Origin of the sequence: Oribacterium sp. HCP28S3_H8, assembly GCF_052064775.1 — a bacterium.
Lineage (GTDB): Bacteria > Bacillota > Clostridia > Lachnospirales > Lachnospiraceae > Oribacterium.
Window position 1 is genome coordinate 305,747 of the sequence record NZ_JBQHUZ010000001.1, and the last position, 18,117, is coordinate 323,863.

Below are 18,117 nucleotides of genomic sequence, written 5' to 3' on the forward strand. Positions count from 1 at the left end.
GCTTTATGGAACCATACAGGATAAGTGATCTCCGGATGCTTCGGAGCAGCAAGGGCGGTATCTTAATAGAACAATTACGGAGGATGACAGCAATGGCGAATCGAATCATTACAATCAGTCGTGAATACGGTGCCAACGCGCACTGGATCTCCGGTAAGCTCTCGGAGCGGCTCGGACTTCCTTATTATGACAAGGACTTTATCCGGAAAACCGCAGCAGAGCATGGTTATGATCTGGATACACTTAAAAAGGAAAGTGAAAATATCTCCAATGCATTTCTGAATCACCTCATAAATATCACTTCCCCCGTGTCCTATAAAAGCAGCTATGATACCATTTTTGCAGCCCAGTCCCAGGTTGTGCTGGAGCTCGCCAAACATCCTTGCATCATCGTCGGCCGCTGCGCAAACTACATCCTAGAGCAGGCAGGGATACCATCCTTTGATATCTATCTTTATGCAGAGGATGCCTGGAAGATACGACATGTAAAGGAGCTGGATCTGAGTCCTGAGGCGAATGCAGATCCCCTTGCCTACATTCGCAGACAGGATCAGGAGCGTCAGCACTACTATAAGCGCTATACCGGCAGAGATATGGGGCGCGTGGAAAACTATAATGCCTGCCTGGATGTGGGCTGCTTTGGTCTCGAAAATACGGTTGAGGTTCTCGTGGACATGATTCAAAAGACCAGAATGGATTGACAAAATCTGCCTATATGATAAGATGCTTTACAGGTATCAAAGGAGCAGTTCCTGCGCTGCTCCTTTTTTGTACGAGTATTTTATAACGGATACAGGAAGGTAATATGGCAGAAGCTGTAAGAAAAGAAAACAAGATGGGATACATGCCGGTAAAGCCACTGCTGATCTCCATGTCTCTCCCGATGATGATTTCCATGATGGTCCAGGCATTATACAATGTGGTGGACAGTATTTTTGTTGCACAGATCAGTGAGGACGCACTGACTGCCGTAACTCTGGCATTTCCGCTGCAGAATCTCATGATTGCTGTCGCCTCCGGAACCGGCGTAGGGATCAATGCGCTGCTGTCACGTGCGCTTGGAGAAAAAAACTACAAGACCTCGGATGCGGCGGCCAACAACGGGCTTTTTCTGACCCTGATGAATACCGTGGTCTTTTTTCTGATCGGTATTTTTTTGTCTGATTTTTTTATTACTTCACAGACAGACGCGCCGGTCATCCGTGCGTATGGCGATACCTATCTCTCCATTGTACTCTGCTGCTCCATCGGACTCTTTTTCCAGATCACTTTTGAGCGGCTGCTGCAGGCGACAGGTCTGACTCTCTACAGCATGCTGTCGCAGGGTACCGGCGCGATCATCAACATCATCATGGATCCGATCCTCATCTTCGGGTATTTCGGTCTGCCGGCAATGGGTGTGGCAGGCGCTGCCTATGCAACTGTCCTCGGGCAGTGTATCGGCTCCCTGATCGGGCTTACTTTAAATGTAAAGAAAAACTCCGAAATCCGTTTAAAGCTTGCTTCGATCCTGAAGCCGCAGACGGAAATTATCCGGTCCATCTATGCCGTAGGTGTCCCCTCGATCCTGATGATGTCCATCGGCTCTGTCATGACCTATCTTATGAACCGGATTCTGATCGTTTTTTCAACTACAGCTGCTGCTGTTTTTGGCGTGTACTTCAAGCTTCAGAGCTTCTTTTTCATGCCAATCTTTGGTTTAAATAACGGACTCATCCCGATCCTTGCGTTTAATTACGGAGCTAAAAAGAAGGACCGGATCAAGCATACCCTTCGCTTTGCCATTACTCTGGCTGTATGTGTAATGCTTTTTGGCTCGCTGCTGTTTGAGCTTCTGCCGTCTGTACTGCTTGGAATGTTTAATGCATCTCCGGAAATGATCCGGATCGGTGTTCCGGCACTCAGGATCATCTGCCTGAGCTTCCCGCTGGCAGGAGCAAGTATTGTTATGGGCTCCATCTTCCAGGCATTTTCCGAGAGTATTTACTCTCTTATCATTTCTGTTGCGCGGCAGCTGGTGGTATTGATTCCCATCGCATGGCTTCTCTCCCGGATCGGAGATGTAACCGATGTATGGTGGGCATTTCCGATCTCCGAGATTGCGTCCTTCTGCCTGTCACTATACTTTTTCCGGGGATTATATCGTACAACCGTATCTAAACTGTAACGAGAAAACAACGCAGCGATACAGTATACTGTAACGAGAATAATAATCCTGGCAGGCATCTCGTAGATCGATAAAGGAGTCTCTCATGGAACTGAAATACAGTCAGCAGGAGGAAATACGCAATATAAAAAAGCTCCGGGAGCTTACGAAAGAGCTTCCGGAGCTTTGCAGCACCTTTTTCCGCGGGATCGAGCCCCGGACCTCCTCCCGGACCCGGATTGCCTATGCCTATGATTTAAAGGTGTTTTTTCAGTATCTGATTGATGAGAACCCTGTGTACAAGGATCATAAAATCCGCGACTTCACACCGGAGGAGATTGAAAAAGTAAGCGTGCTTGACCTTGAGGAATACATGGAATACCTCAAATACCGCCCTACAGCCTCCGATACGGCATCTTCCGCCTCGCAGGGTATACTTAATGGCACAAGGGGCATAAAGCGCAAAATAGCCTCTTTAAAGAGCTTTTACAACTATCTCTACAAGGATGAGATCATTCATCAGAATCCTGCTGCGCTGGTATCCCTTCCGAAGCTCAGGGAGCAGGACATCATCCGCATGGATACCAATGAGGTTGCGGATTTTCTGGATGAGGTTGAGTCAGGAAACCGTCTTACAAAAAAGCAGCAGCAGTTCCATAAAAAAACTGCGCTGCGTGACTCTGCCATGATGAATCTGATGCTTGGCACCGGCATCCGTGTCAGCGAATGTGTCGGACTCAATCTCTCCGATGTGGATTTTAATAATGACGGCATTCACATCCACAGAAAGGGCGGAAAGGAAGTAACCGTATATTTTGGGGACGAGGTGGAAAGCATTCTCCGGGAGTATGTCGAGATGCGGAAGCACCTGATCCCTAAAACTGGAAGCGAAGATGCCCTGTTTCTCTCGCTCCAGAATAAGCGCATCGGTGTCCGGGCGGTGGAAAATCTTGTAAAAAAATACGCGATGACTGTCACTCCCGGAAAACATATCACACCACATAAGCTGCGTAGTACCTACGGCACCAATCTCTACCGGGAAACCGGAGATATTTATCTCGTAGCAGATGTCCTGGGACATAATGATGTCAATACAACCAAAAAGCATTATGCCGCTCTGGAGGATGAACGCCGCCGCTCCGCACGTAACAAGGTGCATCTCCGGGAGGACTGATCTATCTTCTATTCCTTACACTTCATGAGTGCCAGGGTTCCTGTCCGGGCAATCTCGACGATACTGATGGTACGGAGCGTTTTGAGAAAAATCTCCACTCGCTCCGGCGTATCGCAGATCTCGATCATCATCTGTGTCTTGGAGAGATCTACAATCTTTGCCCCCATGATCTGACAGTTTTCCATGATATCCTTCCGGTTGTTCCGGTTATACTTTACCTTTACAAGGGTTAACTCACGCGAGATGCATTCACTCTCCTCAAAGGTCCGGACCTTAATGACATCCAGCTTCTTGTTAAGCTGCTTCTCGATCTGCTCTAAGGTCCGCTCGTCTCCGGAACTCACAATCGTCATACTGGAAACGGAATGATCCTCGGTCTCACCCACCGCAAGGGAATCAATGTTAAAGCAGCGTCTCCAGAAAAGTCCGGCAACCTTGCAGAGGACGCCGGATCGGTTTTCTACCAGTACAGAATATATCCTCTTCATTTACACCACCTCATCCGGATCGGTATCCACTTCCAGAAGAAAGGACTCCTCTTTTTCAAGAAATGCGTCAATAGCCTCCTGCATGCCCTGATCCGAGCGTAATTTCCGGTATTTCATGCCATAGGCTTCCGCAAGCTTGTCAAGCTCCGGACTTCCGCTTAAATCCGTTACGGAAAAACGATCATGATAGGTAAGATGCTGATACTGTCTGACAAGCCCCAGTACATTGTTTTTAAACACGCAGATTTTGACAGGCACATGGTACTGACGCATCGTGCCAAGCTCCATCATGCTCATCTGGAACGCGCCATCTCCTAAGACCGCTACAACCTCCCGCGTAGGATCCGCAAGCTTTGCACCTACTGCTGCCGGAATCGCATATCCCATGGTTCCCATGCCGCCGGAGGTAAAGAACTTACCCTTTTTCATAAAGTATCCAGCACAGGACCAGAGCTGATTCTGTCCTACATCCGCAACATATACCGCAGTATCCGATAAGCTCCGGCAGAGCGTCCGGACAAACTTAAAAGAGGATACATAATCCGGTTTTTCCTGCTCCAGACGATGATGAATCGACTCCAGATATTCGCTTCTCACTTCATTTAAATGCTCCATCCACTCCGTATAGTCTCCGGCAGGAGCTTCTTTATTGAGCACCGTAAAAATACTGCGAATGTCTCCGACCAATGGAATCGTCGGACCAGCATTTTTACCGATTTCCGCCGGATCCACATCAATATGCACCAGCACCTTCCCCTCTGTAATCAGACTCGGCTGGCTGATGCTTCGGTCAGCAACCCTCGCGCCTACCATGAGGATGAGATCCGCTTCATTCATCACCCGGTTTCCATACTTTCTGCCGTTGTTTCCAACCATTCCAAAATAGTACGGGTCATCTGTAGGCATGACTCCGATCCCCATCATGGTAGCAACTGTCGGCAGCTGGTTCCGGTTGACAAACTCTCTTACCTCCTGCTCCGCATGGCTGAGATGTACTCCACCGCCGATACAGAGGATCGGACGCTTTGCCTTCTTCAGTTCCTTAAGCAGCTTATCCATCTGTACCTTATTTCCCTGCACCGTGGGCTTATAGGTTCTGAGCTTAACCTCCTCCGGATAGCGGAAGCGGCTGATTTCCTCCTTCTGTACATCAATCGGGATATCAATCAACACTGGTCCCTGACGTCCGGTACTGGCGATATAAAACGCTTCCTTTAAGACCTCAGGGATCTCCTGTACATTCCGGATAATGTAGCTGTACTTTACGAAGGATTCGCAGGCACCCGAAATATCCGCTTCCTGGAAAACATCGCTGCCCATCAGATGACTGTTGACCTGACCGGTAATGCACACCATAGGAATGCTGTCTGCAAATGCCGTCGCAATCCCGGTAATCAGATTGGTCGCGCCGGGACCGGAGGTGACTGCTGCCACTCCGACCTTACCACTGGTTCTCGCATATCCACTGGCGGCATGCGCTGCATTCTGCTCTTCCCGCACCAGCACGGTTTTAATGTCGGTATCCAGGATGCTGTCATAAAACGGCGCAATTGCCACTCCAGGATAGCCAAATACATACTCCACGCCTTCTTTTTCAAGACACCTTACGATGGCGTCGGCACCTGTCATATATCCTCCTTTACATAGCTAGACAAAATCCCGGCAGTTTCATGCCGCCGGGATTTTCATTTAAGGATTTGAGTCTCATAAAATTTTAAAGAAGTATCATTTCAGACGAGCTTAAATCCCTCTTCAATAAATTTTTGACGGATGGCTTCAATATGGGCAAAGTCTCTTGTCTCCATCTGCACCGTAAGATAGCATCCGTTGATGTCGGTATTTTCTGCGGAGCTGTTGTGATCCACCTTGGTGACATTGGCGCCCATGGAAGCAATAATACGAGAAACAGCAACCAGCTGTCCCGGCTTATCCAGGAGCTCAATGGTAAGCTCTGCCTTCCGGCCTTCCTTTATGAGACCCCGGTTAATTACGCGGGAGAGGATATTGACATCAATATTACCGCCGCTGACAACACAGACAACCTTCTTGCCTTCCACCGGAAGCTTGTTAAAAAGCACCGCCGCTACAGGAACAGCACCAGCTCCCTCTGATACCACCTTCTGCTTTTCCATCAGGGTCAGGATCGCAGCTGCTGTCTCATCATCTGTAACCGTAACAATGTCATCCACATATTTGAAAACCATGTCAAAGGTAACATCGCCAGGCTTTTTAACCGCGATACCATCCGCAAAGGTTGACACACTGTCAAGTCCTTCCAGCTTATGATCCTTGATAGCCTGATACATAGATGCTGCACCTGCTGCCTGCACACCGTAGACCTTACAGCGGGGATTCAGCATTTTAACCACAAAGGAAATTCCTGAAATCAATCCGCCTCCGCCGATCGGTACTACCACGGCATCCGCGTCGCTTAGCTGGTCCATAATTTCCAGTCCGATGGTACCCTGACCTGCTATGACATCCGGATCATTAAACGGATGGATAAAAACCGCTCCGGTTTCCTGCTGGTATTTTACCGCAGCCTCGTAGGCGTCATCGTAGACACCATCAATCATACGTACCTCTGCACCGTATCCACGGGTAGCTTCCACCTTGGAAATCGGTGCAATGGCAGGGAGGAAAATCGTGGATTTGGTACCGGCACGGGTTGCCGCCAGTGCAACTCCCTGTGCATGATTTCCCGCAGAGCATGCTACCACACCTCTGTCCTTCTCCTCCCGGGTCAACGTGGATATCTTGAAATATGCACCCCGGATCTTAAAAGAACCTGTATTCTGCAGATTCTCTGTTTTGAGATAAAGGTCACAGTTTGTATTGATCCTGGTCGCATGTACCAGTTCGGTGCGATTGACTACGGGTTTAAGCACATGAGCTGCCTGATAGACCCGGTCCAGTGTTAGTTCCATAATATTTTCCTCCAGGAAGCCGCATGCTGCGGCTTCCGCATAGCTTTATCCTGCCTTAAGCAAATGACGAGCAATTATCTTGCCTCGTCAAGATCCTTGGTCTGCTTCCATCCCATCTTAGCCCGGAGATCTCTGCCTGTCTCAGATGCAAGCGTATTGGCATGAGCCTCTCTCATAGCATAGAAGGAAGGTCTGCCAGCCTTGTTTTCAAGCAACCAGTTCTTGGCAAAGGTACCATCCTGGATCTCGCTCAGCACATCCTTCATAGCCTGCTTTACCTCCGGTCCGATGATTCTCTTACCGGATACATAATCGCCGTACTCTGCAGTATCGGAGATGGAATACCGCATGCCCTCAAATCCTGCATTAAAGATCAGGTCTACAATCAGTTTCATCTCGTGGATACACTCAAAATAAGCATTCTCCGGCTTATAGCCTGCCTCAACAAGCGTATTGAAGCCTGCCTCCATCAGTGCACAAACGCCGCCGCAAAGCACCGCCTGCTCACCAAACAGATCGGTCTCTGTTTCCTCACGGAAGGTTGTCTCCAGGATTCCTCCTCTTGCACCGCCGATGGCAGCAGCATATGCCTTGGCAACATCCATGGTATTTCCTGCCGGATCCTGATAGCATGCAACCAGGCATGGTACACCCTTGCCGTCAACGTACTGAGAACGAACTGTATGTCCCGGTCCCTTAGGAGCGATCATCATTACATTAATATCCTTAGGCGGGATGATGCAATGGAAGTGAATATTGAAACCATGAGCAAATGCAATGGTCTTGCCCGGAGCAAGGTTCGGAGCGATTTCGTTTTTATAAAGCTCTGCCTGCTTCTCATCATTGACAAGGATCATGATGATGTCTGCTCTCCTGGTTGCCTCTGCAGTGGTGTAAACCTCAAAGCCCTGTTCTCTTGCCTTGGCAGCACTCTTGGAGCCCTCATAGAGACCGACAATGACATTAACACCGGAATCTCTCAGGTTAAGGGCATGTGCATGACCTTGGGAGCCGTAGCCGATGACAGCAACGGTCTTTCCATTTAACAGATTAAGATCGCAATCCTTCTCGTAGTACATTACAGCAGCCATAGTTTTTTCTCCTTTTCATTTAAAAATGTGCTTGTAATTGATATATCTTTAAAGCAATGGAGTGCTTTAAATTCAATTTAGTGGTCCGGATAACTCTTGTCCTCATTGGTGATTTCCACCTTCCGGACATCATAGAGCTTCTCCAGTTGGGACACGACCTGTGTCCGCATATAATCATCTCCGGTGGAAACAATCTCGATTTTGGTCACACCCGGGATTTCCGTAGGACCGGCATGGATGGACTCGATATTATAGCACCGCTTTGCATAGAGTCCTGTGATACGGTTTAATACGCCAAATTTATTGTTGACCCAGAGGTCAATGGTAAATCTGCTCATTTCCTGGTACCTCGCATGATGATGGATTAGTTCTTAAGAATAATACTGTCAATCGATTTTCCTGGCGGAATCATCGGATACACATTTTCATCCTTGTCAATATGGCAGTCAATCAGATATGCACCTTCATCTCCAGTATCCGTTTCTTCCAGCACCCGGTTCAGTTCCTCCATACTGTGTACAGAGAAGCCCTTTAGTCCAAATGCTTCCGCAAGCGCCGGGAAATCGGTCTTTCTGTTAAGCGTTGTTTCCGAATATCTTCCGCCGTAAAAGATCCCCTGCCACTGCCGTACCATACCAAGCACGCCATTATCCAGGATTACAATGGTAATCGGCAGATCCTGGCTCACAACCGTACAAAGCTCATTTAAGTTCATACCGAAACTACCCTCGGAGGTAAACAGAACTGTACGTTTCCGTCCGACACCGATACAACCGCCAATCGCAGCTCCCAGTCCGTAGCCCATGGTTCCAAGGCCACCGGAGGTAAGTAGTGTTCTCGGTTTCTCAAAATCATAGTACTGAACCGTCCACATCTGATGCTGTCCCACATCCGTGGCGACAACTGTGTCATCCTTGGTATGCTTCCGCACCGCCTCGATGATATTTTCAGGTACAAACTCACCGGGACGCTTTACAGAGCCCTTGGCTTTATAATTTTCGATTTCCTTACGCCACTCCGGATGCTTCACCGGCTCAAGCTCGCTTAAAAGATACTGTAGGATCTCCTTGACATCGCCCTGCACCGAGAGATCCGGATTTACATTTTTACCGATCTCCGCCTTATCGATATCAATATGGATCACTTTGCATTTACTGGTATATTTCATGAGATCGCCGGTCGCACGATCCGAGAACCGTACACCTGCTGCAATCATAAGATCACATTCGGACTGTGCCTTACTTGCGGCAAATTTACCATGCATGCCACACATACCGAGATTATACTCATAGGAATCCGGCAGTGCCGTACGTCCCATCATGCTGAGTCCTACAGGGGCATCCAGCCGTTTGGAAAGCTCCAGAAGCTCCTTTTCCGCGCCGGAGGAAACTACTCCGCCGCCACAGTAAATAAACGGCTTTTTGGCATTCCGGATGGTTTCCAGCACCTGTTCCTTATGAAACGCAAGCTTTGGTTTGTCCGTCATCCTTGGAACCTGGGCAATGCCGTATTCACATTCTCCCACCTGCACATTTTTAGGAATATCAATGAGTACCGGACCCTTGCGCCCATGATTTGCGATATAAAAGGCTTCCTTGATGGTCTGCTCCAGTTCCGTAACATCCCGTACCATAAAATTGTGCTTCACTACCGGCTGCGTGATGCCTACGATATCAACTTCCTGGAAGCTGTCACGCCCCAAAGCGCTCATCGCTACATTTCCTGTAATGGCTACCAGTGGCACCGAATCAAGGTTGGCATTGGCAATACCAGTCACCAGATTGGTTGCCCCCGGTCCCGAGGTTGCAAGCACCACTCCGGTTTTGCCTGTGGCTCTTGCATACCCGTCGGCTGCATGGCAGGCTCCCTGTTCATGGGCGGTAATGACATGGTGGATCCTTCCACTTGCTTTATAAAGCTCATCATAGATATTGAGCACTGCTCCGCCGGGATAGCCAAAGATGGTATCAACTCCCTGCCGGATCAGCTCCTCGATCAGGATCCGGGCACCGTTCATTTTCATAAAGATTCCCCTTTTAAGATTACTAAAAATCTACGAAACTCAGCTTGCCTTACGATAAAAAAGCAATAGAAAAAGGCAGCTCTCCCAAATCAAAAATGATTTCATAAAAAAATCCTGCAGTGCATTGCACTGCAGGATTTTTAAACGCTTCAGAAGTTTCGTATTACCTGTTTTGTGCAACGTAAAAACTCATTACCGAGGGAGACCACGCTAATGCTAATCAGGTAAATGACGATTGTGAGCAGATTCATTTCACTGGCATTTGCTTTAACTTTGCAAGTCATCGGATAACCCATTGCTTTTACATTGCCTTTCTGCATCCAACTTTGGGATGCGTTTTGTTTCCCATATCATCCCATAAATGCTTTTTTTCGTCAAGAAAATAATCGATAAAAAATATATTGAAATTTCATGCAAAGTATAAACGGATGTGATATGTTTATAGCCAAGTTATAACCAAAAAGGAGGTACAAAAAATGCTTTATCATCTGCTCTCGGGGCTTGTCGTATATCAGTCACTGAAAAAAGATCCCGTAATCCGCACGCTTGCGGACATAGAAAAACATGCACTTACGGATAATGGATATGTTACGGACCACAGAAATACGCACACGGATCCTGAGGAGCTCCGGTCTCTGGTGCTGGATCAGGTGCACAGGATTATGGAAGTTGGAACGACCTATGGATTTCAGGATAATCTCTGGCAATGTTATCTTACCTATCTCATTATGAATGATGAAAACCCTCTGGCACTTGTTTCCGAGAAACGGCTGATGCAGCAGGGCTCCGCCTCGCTTCTTGCGCTTAAAGACGGAGAGCTCCTGATGAAGCTTCTCCACTATGACCTCCAGCCTCTTGTCAAGGCTCTCGATGTCCCTGCATTATCCATATTGACAGAGTATCATGCGATAGAGAAGCATGAGCGGATGTATCATCACTATATCAGCGCAATCGTAAACGACCTGAATCATAAGCTCGCCGCAAGTACCACAGCGGAGGAATTTCAAGCCTGCCTGATCTCCTTTTATCAGCAGTACGGTGTCGGCATGTTTGGCTTAAACAAGGCATTCCGAATCCGAAATGATGTCGACGGCACCCCGGAGCTGATCCCGATCAACAATCTGGATCAGGTAAATTTTGATGATCTTGTAGGATATGAAGCGCAGAAAAAGCAGGTCTATGACAACACGCTTGCATTTATTGAGGGACGTGCAGCCAACAATGTACTGCTTTACGGAGATGCCGGCACAGGTAAATCCACAACCGTCAAGGCAACGCTCAACGAATTTTATCCCAAGGGTCTCCGCCTCATTGAAATATACAAGCATCAGTTCAAGGATCTCTCCTATGTAATTTCCAGAATCAAGTCCAGGAACTATCGCTTTATCATCTTTATGGATGACCTTTCCTTTGAGGAGTTCGAGATCGAATATAAATACCTTAAGGCTGTCATTGAGGGTGGCTTTGAAACCAGACCTGACAACATCCTGATCTATGCTACTTCAAACCGCCGGCACCTGATTAAGGAAAATCTCTCCGACCGGAAGGACATGGTCGATCAGGAGGATCTGCATCATTCCGATACAATGGAGGAGAAGCTGTCGCTCGTAGACCGGTTCGGACTGAATATCCTTTACACAAGACCAAGCTTTGATGAATATCACGAAATCGTTAAAAAACTCGCTGCCAAATACAGGATTTCACTGCCGGAGGAAGATCTAATCCGTAAGGCAAACACCTGGTCTGTCCGGAAGGGTGGTCATACCGGCAGGATTGCACAGCAGTTTATCAATTCCCTTAATCCGGCTCTATAAGCTGCCGGTCATTGATCACGATGCCGGCCTGACTGATTTTTACAGCAAGCTCTGTGCGGGAGTGCAGCCCTGTTTTAAGCAGCAGTTTCTTGATATAGTCCTTGACGGTAAAAAGACTGAGATGCAGCCGGTCCGCAATCTCCTGGTTGGTATCTCCGGTGATCAGCTCCCGCAGGATTTCGATCTCACGATCCGTAAAATCGGAGCTGAGCGCATCTCCAAGCTTCACAACCGGCGCCTCATCCGGATATACATGCTCTCCCTGCATGGTCCGGTCCATAATAGACAGGATCGGCTCCTCGTTCACCTCCTTATACCAGAAGCTGTCAACGCCGAGGTCTCTGGCACGCCGGATCCAGCTGACCTCCGGCATGGAGGTGACGATAATGATCCGGATTGCCGGAAACCTCCTTTTGATCCTTCCGGCAGCATTGAGTCCGCTGGCGCCAAGCTCCGTCAATACATCCATCAGGATGAGATCCACCTTGCAGTATCCGCAGACAAGGTCCGCCATATCTGCACTGCGAATGCTTTTTACAAGCCCATATCTCCCGCTTCCAGCAATCATCGCTTCAAAAAGCTGGCGGGGCATTTCCTGATCCTCAACAATCAGGACCCGAAATCGCTGTACCTCCGACAGTTCCGTACTTTTCTGTTGATCCGTATTTTCCTGCATCTGTTTTTCCTCTTTCCGGCAAAAAAATAGTAAGGATAAAGAAATTACCGGTTGCAATCGCCATATGTCCTCCGGCATGTTCCGTTTGCTTACGTAAGCCCGAGAGACCGCCGCCCTCGATTATTTCTCCCTTCGGGACCTTACCGTCATTCTGATATTTTATGGTCGTCCCGCCATCCTCTTTTATTATACTTATCCACATATGCTGCGCTCCGGCATGGCGGCAAGCATTGGACAGTGTCTCACGTGCGCCCATCATAAAGATCTCCCTTTCTACAGGCGTAAGCGAGGTGATTTTACCTGAGATCTCCGTCCGGATTCCAAGAAGCTCCGATACCTCCAGGATAGTGCGCACGGCATTTTCTTCCTTTCCGGGCTCCGTCGCGGTATGATTCAGAAACATCATTCGCTGCCAGAGCGGCAAAAGCTCCTCCCGCGTCGGTGCATCCTGTGCACCTGCAAGATACCTTTTGGTGGCAAGCATAACCCGTCCTATCTCATCATGAACCTGGATTTTAGCCTGAAGCACTTCCTCCTCGTGTGTAAGTTCGCGCATGTTTTCGCTATAATGCCTGAGTCTGCCTGCAATTTTCCGGAGCTCTCCGTACTGGATATAAACCTCCTCATGGAGACGATTTTCTTCCGTGATATCATATGCCAGTACTTCATGCACCGTCCATTTACCAATCAGAAACTCCCGCATATGAAACTGCCATACCTTTTGATCTGCAAGCTTTACCGTAAGCTGAGGACCCCTGTCCATAAACTTGCATCCCTCCGACAGCTTACCTTCTCTTATGCTTTTTTCCAGTGTCATACCGTTTCCGACTGCATAAATAGACCTTCCAAGCATCTTTTGGGCAAGAAGATCCATCTCCAGGTTTGCAAACATCAAAGCACCATCCTCCCAGTAATACAACAGCCCTGTTGGGAGATAATCCAGCCCCTCCTTGATGGAGCGCACGGTAGGGTGCTTTGCGACATAGTTCCATAGTTCCGTATAATAAAACACAAGTGACAGACTCTCCAGCAGCAATACCAGCACAAGAACCACTGCATTCATCCTCTGAAATACTATAGCAGCTGCACGTGCATATCCCTCGACCGGTTCGACCCGCAGCCGATCTGCAAAATAAATTCCCTGGACCAGTATGTAAAGTCCTAAAAGATTAAGCAATGTATGTAAGAAATACTTCCATGGACGCCGTAAATATAGATTCACAAGACCAATATGGATAAATACAAGGATCAAAAGTGAGCTCCAGAACATGCAAAGCTTGATAAAAGCGACAGGACAATCGATAAGGGTCCGGTATAAAAGGATATGGATATTCCGCTTGAAATCCTCATGCATTGTCGGAACCTCCCTGTGGTGTAGTCAGTGTAATATAAAGGGTGTCATCCTCCAGGACTTCGGTCTTTTTACCTCCCGAGGCAATCAGCCTCCCGGCAAGCTCGGCAGAGCTTAAGCCTACGTATCCGGTGGTACCGTGATCTTTCGTACCTTTTGCAAGTGATGCGATAAGCTTAAAGGTCAGTGCATTTTCTGCAACCAGGCGGACCATCAGCGCCTCAAGCAAACCTGTTCTTTCCTCAATAAAGCTCTCAAAATAATCATATAGCAATAGGATCGTATCAGCAGAATAGGTGCACACGCTTGTCTTAAGCAGCATCGTAACATGTGTGGAAATATCCAGAAACTGGAGATACTCCATGCTTTCTCTTATGGACAGCAAAAGCTCTCGGGCGTCGATCAGACCTGTCTGTTCTTTTAAAAACATAAGATTTGCCCTCCGCTTGATATAGGCAGAAGCAACGCACGCAACCGATGCCTGCCTGCGAAACGTTCTATCACTAAGATCCTGCTGAAAAAGCTCCGCTCTAATCCTTGTGAAATACGGCTTTGCGATAAGCGAAATTTCATCATAGAGTTGGTTTTTCCATTCATTTCTCAGCTTGTTTTCCTTAAGCTCATTTTCCGCGGATAAGAGGGTATTGCTTTCTGCAAGCTGCTCGGCAGCCTCTCTGTACTGATGCGATAGCCTGTGGATCCCGGAAAGATCACTGACCCAGTAAATCCAGCCGCCCTTCACCTTATGACTCTGGAGTCTCATATCCGGAGCAATGTAGCAGGCATCCTCTCGTGCCATTAGAAGCTGTTCCTTGGAGGGGCACTTTGCCGAAGCTGACTTCAGAACAATGTCCCCATTTTCATCCACCAGGATCGTCCGGATCCTGGACATCTTAAAAATACCACTATACTCACTGTTAGCGGAAATAAGACCGATCTGTATATTAGCCTCCCAGAATGCGATATTACATATGGAATATACTTCAGAAATCCGGAAATATCCAATAATGGGAAGATCCGGTGTCTGTCCTTTATAGAGAAATATAATAAACATATATAAAAGCTCGAGCACCAGGACGCTGATCGGATAATAGACCTTCTTTTTTACCTGAGAGAGCGTGCATTTCCTGTATAGAATGATAAAGCTGCATGCAGTAAGTATGAGAACCCAGACAACAGACAGATAATATACAGGTCCGTAGCTGTATCTCTCATAATCCGGGTTTCCCTGAAACCTAAAGCAAAGCTCATGAACATCATTGCCAAGAAAAGTCAAAATCAAAAGAAGTCCGACCAGATACAGTGCATACCAGCGGAAATGAAGCCTTTGGTCGTCCTTCATACCAATCCGAACTGCGATCAGTATGGAGCATAACGGGATCCCGATAAAGGGAATATAGTAGGCATACCAGAAAAATCTGTGCGCTCTGCCAAAATCCGGAATCAGATTGTACCGCACAATTTTAAAGTAAAAAAAGAGAAGTACCAGCGCCGCAATGGCTACAAGCAGAGAACGAACCTTTCGTTCATTGATACGGATCAGTATGGAAATCATCCAGGCAATGGTGATTCCACAGTAAAAAAAGCCCTGCAGCATTGTTGACGTTAAAAAAGGCACTTTAACAGAGCGTATCAGTGCGCTAAGTAAAAGTGCCAGTAGAAATCCAAGTGCTATTCTTTTTACAGTTTTTGTAATATGGAGCATCGGTACCCTCCGGTCAACTACATATTATTACTGTTATATACTGCCTATTTCACGCCCATCCGGAGCAGTCCGATCACCTTGCCCAGAATCCTGCAGTCCGGAACAATAATCGGTTCCATCGCATCATTTTCCGGCTGCAGACGGATATGCCCGTTTTCCTTGTAAAAACGCTTTACCGTAGCACTGTCGTCAATCAATGCAACAATAATTTCACCATTTTCACAGGTATTTTGCTGCTCCACAATAACGCGGTCTCCATTATAGATGCCGCAGTTGATCATGGACTCTCCCCGGACTGTCAGCATAAAAACCTTTTTATTAGGCAGCATGTCTACAGGGATTGGAAAATACTCGGTTATATTCTGCTCTGCAAGGAGCGGAAGTCCTGCCGCCACCGTACCGACAACAGGGATCTGCGCAATTTCCTGCTCCTGCTGTGCCTGAAATTCTCTAGTCATGATCTGCAGTGCTCTGGGATGTGCTGGATCCTTTTTAATGAGTCCCATCTGCTCCAGATCGTTGATGTAGGAAAATACACTCGATGTGGATTTTAATCCGACCGCCTTGCAGATATCTCTGACAGAGGGCGGATAATTCCGTTCCAGGACACAGTCCTTGATATAATTAAAAACCGCCAGCTGCTTCGGCGTCATATTATTAGGATCCGGCTGTTTTTTATGTCTGCCCATAGGACTCTCTCCTGTCATGGTATTTTAAAACGCATGTTTCATTTGTAAAAGTATAGCATAGCCCCTGTAAAAATGCAAACATCCGTGCGGGACAATATTTCGTTACAGCTTGTTTACATCAACCACCTTTTTACCGTCGGACCAGATCCTCTCAAGGTCATAAAAGAGTCTCTGTTCCTTATCAAAGATATGCACAATGATGTCATTATAATCCAGTAAAATCCATCCGGAATTTTGTACACCCTCCGCACGGCGCAGCTCAAATCCGGCCTCTGCCATCTTATCCTGGACCGCATCCGATAATGCATCCACCTGCCGCATGTTATCTGCGGTAACGATGACAAAGTAATCCGCAATCACCGAGACTCCGGAAATGTCAATGACGGAGATGTCTCTGCCCTGCTTTGCCTCCAGTGCGTTGACGCAGGTTTTAACCATAGCTTTTGATGTTTCAGTTGTCATGCTTTGCCTCCTGATGTTGTTTGTCCTGAAGATTTTTATAATATTGAAATGCATCCAGTGAATCACGGCAAATATAGGATCCGCTCTGTTTAAGATACTGCATAGTATCCTTCATGATTTCATATATACAGCGATCAAGATCTGTAAATGCCAGCTGGCGGATTTCCGGAAGCCTTGCCGCTTTGCAGCGTCTGACCTCAATATAATCTGCCGTAAATACAATTTTTTCCAGCATCGTCATCTCCGCTCTGCCAAGTGTATGATAATAAACTGCTGATAGAATCTCCGGATCCTCGATGCCAAAAAGCTTCCTGGCATACACTGCCCCATAGACGGAATGGATCACCTGTGGCGCCTTGAGCATATCCTCTGTCAGCGTAATCCCGTCTTCCCTGCAGCGTCTGATCAGCTCATCATGCTTAAACTGCTTTGCGCAGTCATGCACAAGCCCCGCAAGCTCCGCCCGATGGAGATCCTCGCCATAGCGCATTGCAAGGCAGATCGAAGTAAAGCTCACGCTGATGGAATGCTCATACCGGTCCGGCTTGAGAATTTCCTTAAGCTTTTCACGGATCCTGAGAATCCCGGAAATATCCGGCTTTCCGTCATTCGCCGCCAAATGTTCTGTATATTTATCCGATGCCATTTTGTGTTCTCCTCATCCGTTATCACAATAAAGCTTATGCTCTTTGATATATTCAGCAACTCCCAGTGGAACCAGTTGTGAGATGTCTTTGCCTCTACGAACCATCTCCCGGATCATCGTACTTGAGATATCGATCTCACGTAAAGATAAGATTCTGACATCGCCGTGGTATTTAGCGGCAAGGTAGGAAGCCTCCGCACGTAATGACCTGGGTCTGTCAGGATACTCCCGCTCTGCTGTCACAAGTGTCGCGAGCCTGAGGATAGTCTCCGGTTGATACCAGCTTTCTATCTGATACAGGGAATCGGAACCTGTCAGGAAATAAAAGTGGTCCTGCGGATACCGCATATGCAGATATTTCAGCGTGTCTGCTGTATAGGTTTCTCCGTCGCGTTTCTGTTCCAGCCGGGACAGGAAGAAGTGCGGCTTCCCCGCAATGGCAAGCTCTGTCATCCGGCAGCGGTCCTCTCCGTCGGTTACATGTCTGTCCTTTTTAAAATATGGATTTCCTGCCGGCATGAACCAGACTTCGTCCAAGGACAGCTGTATCAAAGCACATTCGGCTAAGGCGAGATGGGCATTATGGATCGGATCAAAGGTTCCGCCCATAATGCCGATCCTTTTATTCATATCGTCTGTCCTTCGGATCCTTTGCCGGTTTATATAAAACAATTTTGCGTCCGATGATCTGCACTACCTCCGAGAGAGATCTCTCAGCCAGAGTATACGCAATTTCCTTTACATCATCATCGCAGTTCTTAAGTACATTGATTTTGATGATTTCATTTTTGGCAATATTTTCACTGACAGCTGCGATAAACTCCGGAGTAAGTGAATTTTTACCGATGGCAAGCACCGGATCCATATGCATGGCAGCTCCCTTTAAGAGCGCGCGTTGTTTACTGTTGCTGATGTACTGCTTCAT

Annotated in this window: 18 protein-coding genes; 4 read left to right on the forward strand and 14 right to left on the reverse strand. The window is 47.5% G+C overall.

All coding sequences use genetic code 11. The features are described from left to right. Positions 1 to 92 precede the first annotated feature (92 nt). The 3 genes from ACTNEN_RS01425 (at position 93) to ACTNEN_RS01435 (ending at position 3,320) form a co-directional block, all read left to right on the forward strand. Positions 93 to 701, forward strand: coding sequence for an AAA family ATPase (locus tag ACTNEN_RS01425; RefSeq protein WP_441204277.1), 609 nt, complete (start codon positions 93 to 95; stop codon positions 699 to 701). A 104-nt stretch (positions 702 to 805) separates the two neighbouring features. Next, complete coding sequence (locus ACTNEN_RS01430) at positions 806 to 2,167, forward strand: MATE family efflux transporter (RefSeq protein ID WP_441204278.1); 1,362 nt, start codon at positions 806 to 808, stop codon at positions 2,165 to 2,167. A gap of 85 nt (positions 2,168 to 2,252) precedes the next feature. Continuing rightward, positions 2,253 to 3,320 carry a tyrosine-type recombinase/integrase gene (locus ACTNEN_RS01435; protein ID WP_441204279.1) on the forward strand — a complete coding sequence of 356 codons (1,068 nt, stop codon included), beginning with the start codon at positions 2,253 to 2,255 and terminating at the stop codon, positions 3,318 to 3,320. Positions 3,321 to 3,328: 8 nt separating this feature from the next. On the opposite strand, the gene ilvN (ACTNEN_RS01440) is transcribed toward ACTNEN_RS01435, so the two are convergent. The 6 genes from ilvN (ACTNEN_RS01440) to ilvB (ACTNEN_RS01465) all read right to left on the reverse strand — a co-directional run bounded on the left by ilvN (ACTNEN_RS01440) (position 3,329) and on the right by ilvB (ACTNEN_RS01465) (position 9,849). After that, positions 3,329 to 3,808 carry an acetolactate synthase small subunit gene (ilvN, locus tag ACTNEN_RS01440; RefSeq protein WP_441204280.1) on the reverse strand — a complete coding sequence of 160 codons (480 nt, stop codon included), beginning with the start codon at positions 3,806 to 3,808 and terminating at the stop codon, positions 3,329 to 3,331. After that, the gene (ilvB, locus tag ACTNEN_RS01445) at positions 3,809 to 5,437 is read right to left on the reverse strand and encodes a biosynthetic-type acetolactate synthase large subunit (RefSeq protein WP_441204281.1); all 1,629 of its coding nucleotides are present in this window, start codon (positions 5,435 to 5,437) and stop codon (positions 3,809 to 3,811) included. A 101-nt stretch (positions 5,438 to 5,538) separates the two neighbouring features. Next, positions 5,539 to 6,735 (reverse strand): threonine ammonia-lyase, encoded by a 1,197-nt coding sequence (gene ilvA / locus ACTNEN_RS01450; RefSeq protein ID WP_441204282.1) that lies wholly within the window; start codon positions 6,733 to 6,735, stop codon positions 5,539 to 5,541. A 74-nt stretch (positions 6,736 to 6,809) separates the two neighbouring features. After that, positions 6,810 to 7,826, reverse strand: a complete 1,017-nt coding sequence (gene ilvC, locus ACTNEN_RS01455; protein WP_441204283.1) for a ketol-acid reductoisomerase — start codon at positions 7,824 to 7,826, stop codon at positions 6,810 to 6,812. Between the two features lie 77 nt (positions 7,827 to 7,903). Next, positions 7,904 to 8,164 (reverse strand): acetolactate synthase small subunit, encoded by a 261-nt coding sequence (ilvN, locus tag ACTNEN_RS01460; RefSeq protein WP_441204284.1) that lies wholly within the window; start codon positions 8,162 to 8,164, stop codon positions 7,904 to 7,906. Between the two features lie 26 nt (positions 8,165 to 8,190). Next, the gene (ilvB, locus tag ACTNEN_RS01465) at positions 8,191 to 9,849 is read right to left on the reverse strand and encodes a biosynthetic-type acetolactate synthase large subunit (RefSeq protein WP_441204285.1); all 1,659 of its coding nucleotides are present in this window, start codon (positions 9,847 to 9,849) and stop codon (positions 8,191 to 8,193) included. Between the two features lie 476 nt (positions 9,850 to 10,325). Here ilvB (ACTNEN_RS01465) and ACTNEN_RS01470 point away from each other — a divergent pair, with 476 nt between their 5' ends. After that, on the forward strand, positions 10,326 to 11,663 hold the full coding sequence (locus ACTNEN_RS01470; RefSeq protein ID WP_441204286.1) for an ATP-binding protein: 1,338 nt from the start codon (positions 10,326 to 10,328) through the stop codon (positions 11,661 to 11,663). Here ACTNEN_RS01470 and ACTNEN_RS01475 read toward each other — a convergent pair. The 8 genes from ACTNEN_RS01475 to ACTNEN_RS01510 form a co-directional block, all read right to left on the reverse strand. Then, positions 11,647 to 12,339 (reverse strand): response regulator transcription factor, encoded by a 693-nt coding sequence (locus ACTNEN_RS01475; RefSeq protein ID WP_441204287.1) that lies wholly within the window; start codon positions 12,337 to 12,339, stop codon positions 11,647 to 11,649. The two genes, ACTNEN_RS01470 and ACTNEN_RS01475, sit on opposite strands and share 17 nt — an antisense overlap. Continuing rightward, positions 12,266 to 13,693: a sensor histidine kinase gene (locus tag ACTNEN_RS01480; RefSeq protein WP_441204288.1), complete on the reverse strand. Its 1,428-nt coding sequence runs from the start codon at positions 13,691 to 13,693 to the stop codon at positions 12,266 to 12,268. Before ACTNEN_RS01480 ends, ACTNEN_RS01475 begins: the two co-directional genes overlap by 74 nt. Next, positions 13,686 to 15,395 carry a hypothetical protein gene (locus ACTNEN_RS01485; protein ID WP_441204289.1) on the reverse strand — a complete coding sequence of 570 codons (1,710 nt, stop codon included), beginning with the start codon at positions 15,393 to 15,395 and terminating at the stop codon, positions 13,686 to 13,688. The genes ACTNEN_RS01480 and ACTNEN_RS01485 overlap by 8 nt, the downstream gene beginning before the upstream one ends. A 44-nt stretch (positions 15,396 to 15,439) precedes the next feature. Then, the gene (gene lexA / locus ACTNEN_RS01490; protein WP_441204290.1) at positions 15,440 to 16,084 is read right to left on the reverse strand and encodes a transcriptional repressor LexA; all 645 of its coding nucleotides are present in this window, start codon (positions 16,082 to 16,084) and stop codon (positions 15,440 to 15,442) included. A 102-nt stretch (positions 16,085 to 16,186) separates the two neighbouring features. Beyond that, entirely contained in the window at positions 16,187 to 16,546 is a 360-nt protein-coding gene (gene rsfS, locus ACTNEN_RS01495; RefSeq protein WP_441204291.1) for a ribosome silencing factor, read from the reverse strand. After that, complete coding sequence (gene yqeK / locus ACTNEN_RS01500) at positions 16,536 to 17,192, reverse strand: bis(5'-nucleosyl)-tetraphosphatase (symmetrical) YqeK (protein ID WP_441204292.1); 657 nt, start codon at positions 17,190 to 17,192, stop codon at positions 16,536 to 16,538. The genes rsfS and yqeK overlap by 11 nt, the downstream gene beginning before the upstream one ends. A gap of 12 nt (positions 17,193 to 17,204) precedes the next feature. Further along, positions 17,205 to 17,822, reverse strand: a complete 618-nt coding sequence (gene nadD, locus ACTNEN_RS01505; protein ID WP_441204293.1) for a nicotinate-nucleotide adenylyltransferase — start codon at positions 17,820 to 17,822, stop codon at positions 17,205 to 17,207. Continuing rightward, the gene (locus ACTNEN_RS01510; protein WP_441204294.1) at positions 17,815 to 18,117 is read right to left on the reverse strand and encodes a YhbY family RNA-binding protein; all 303 of its coding nucleotides are present in this window, start codon (positions 18,115 to 18,117) and stop codon (positions 17,815 to 17,817) included. The genes nadD and ACTNEN_RS01510 overlap by 8 nt, the downstream gene beginning before the upstream one ends.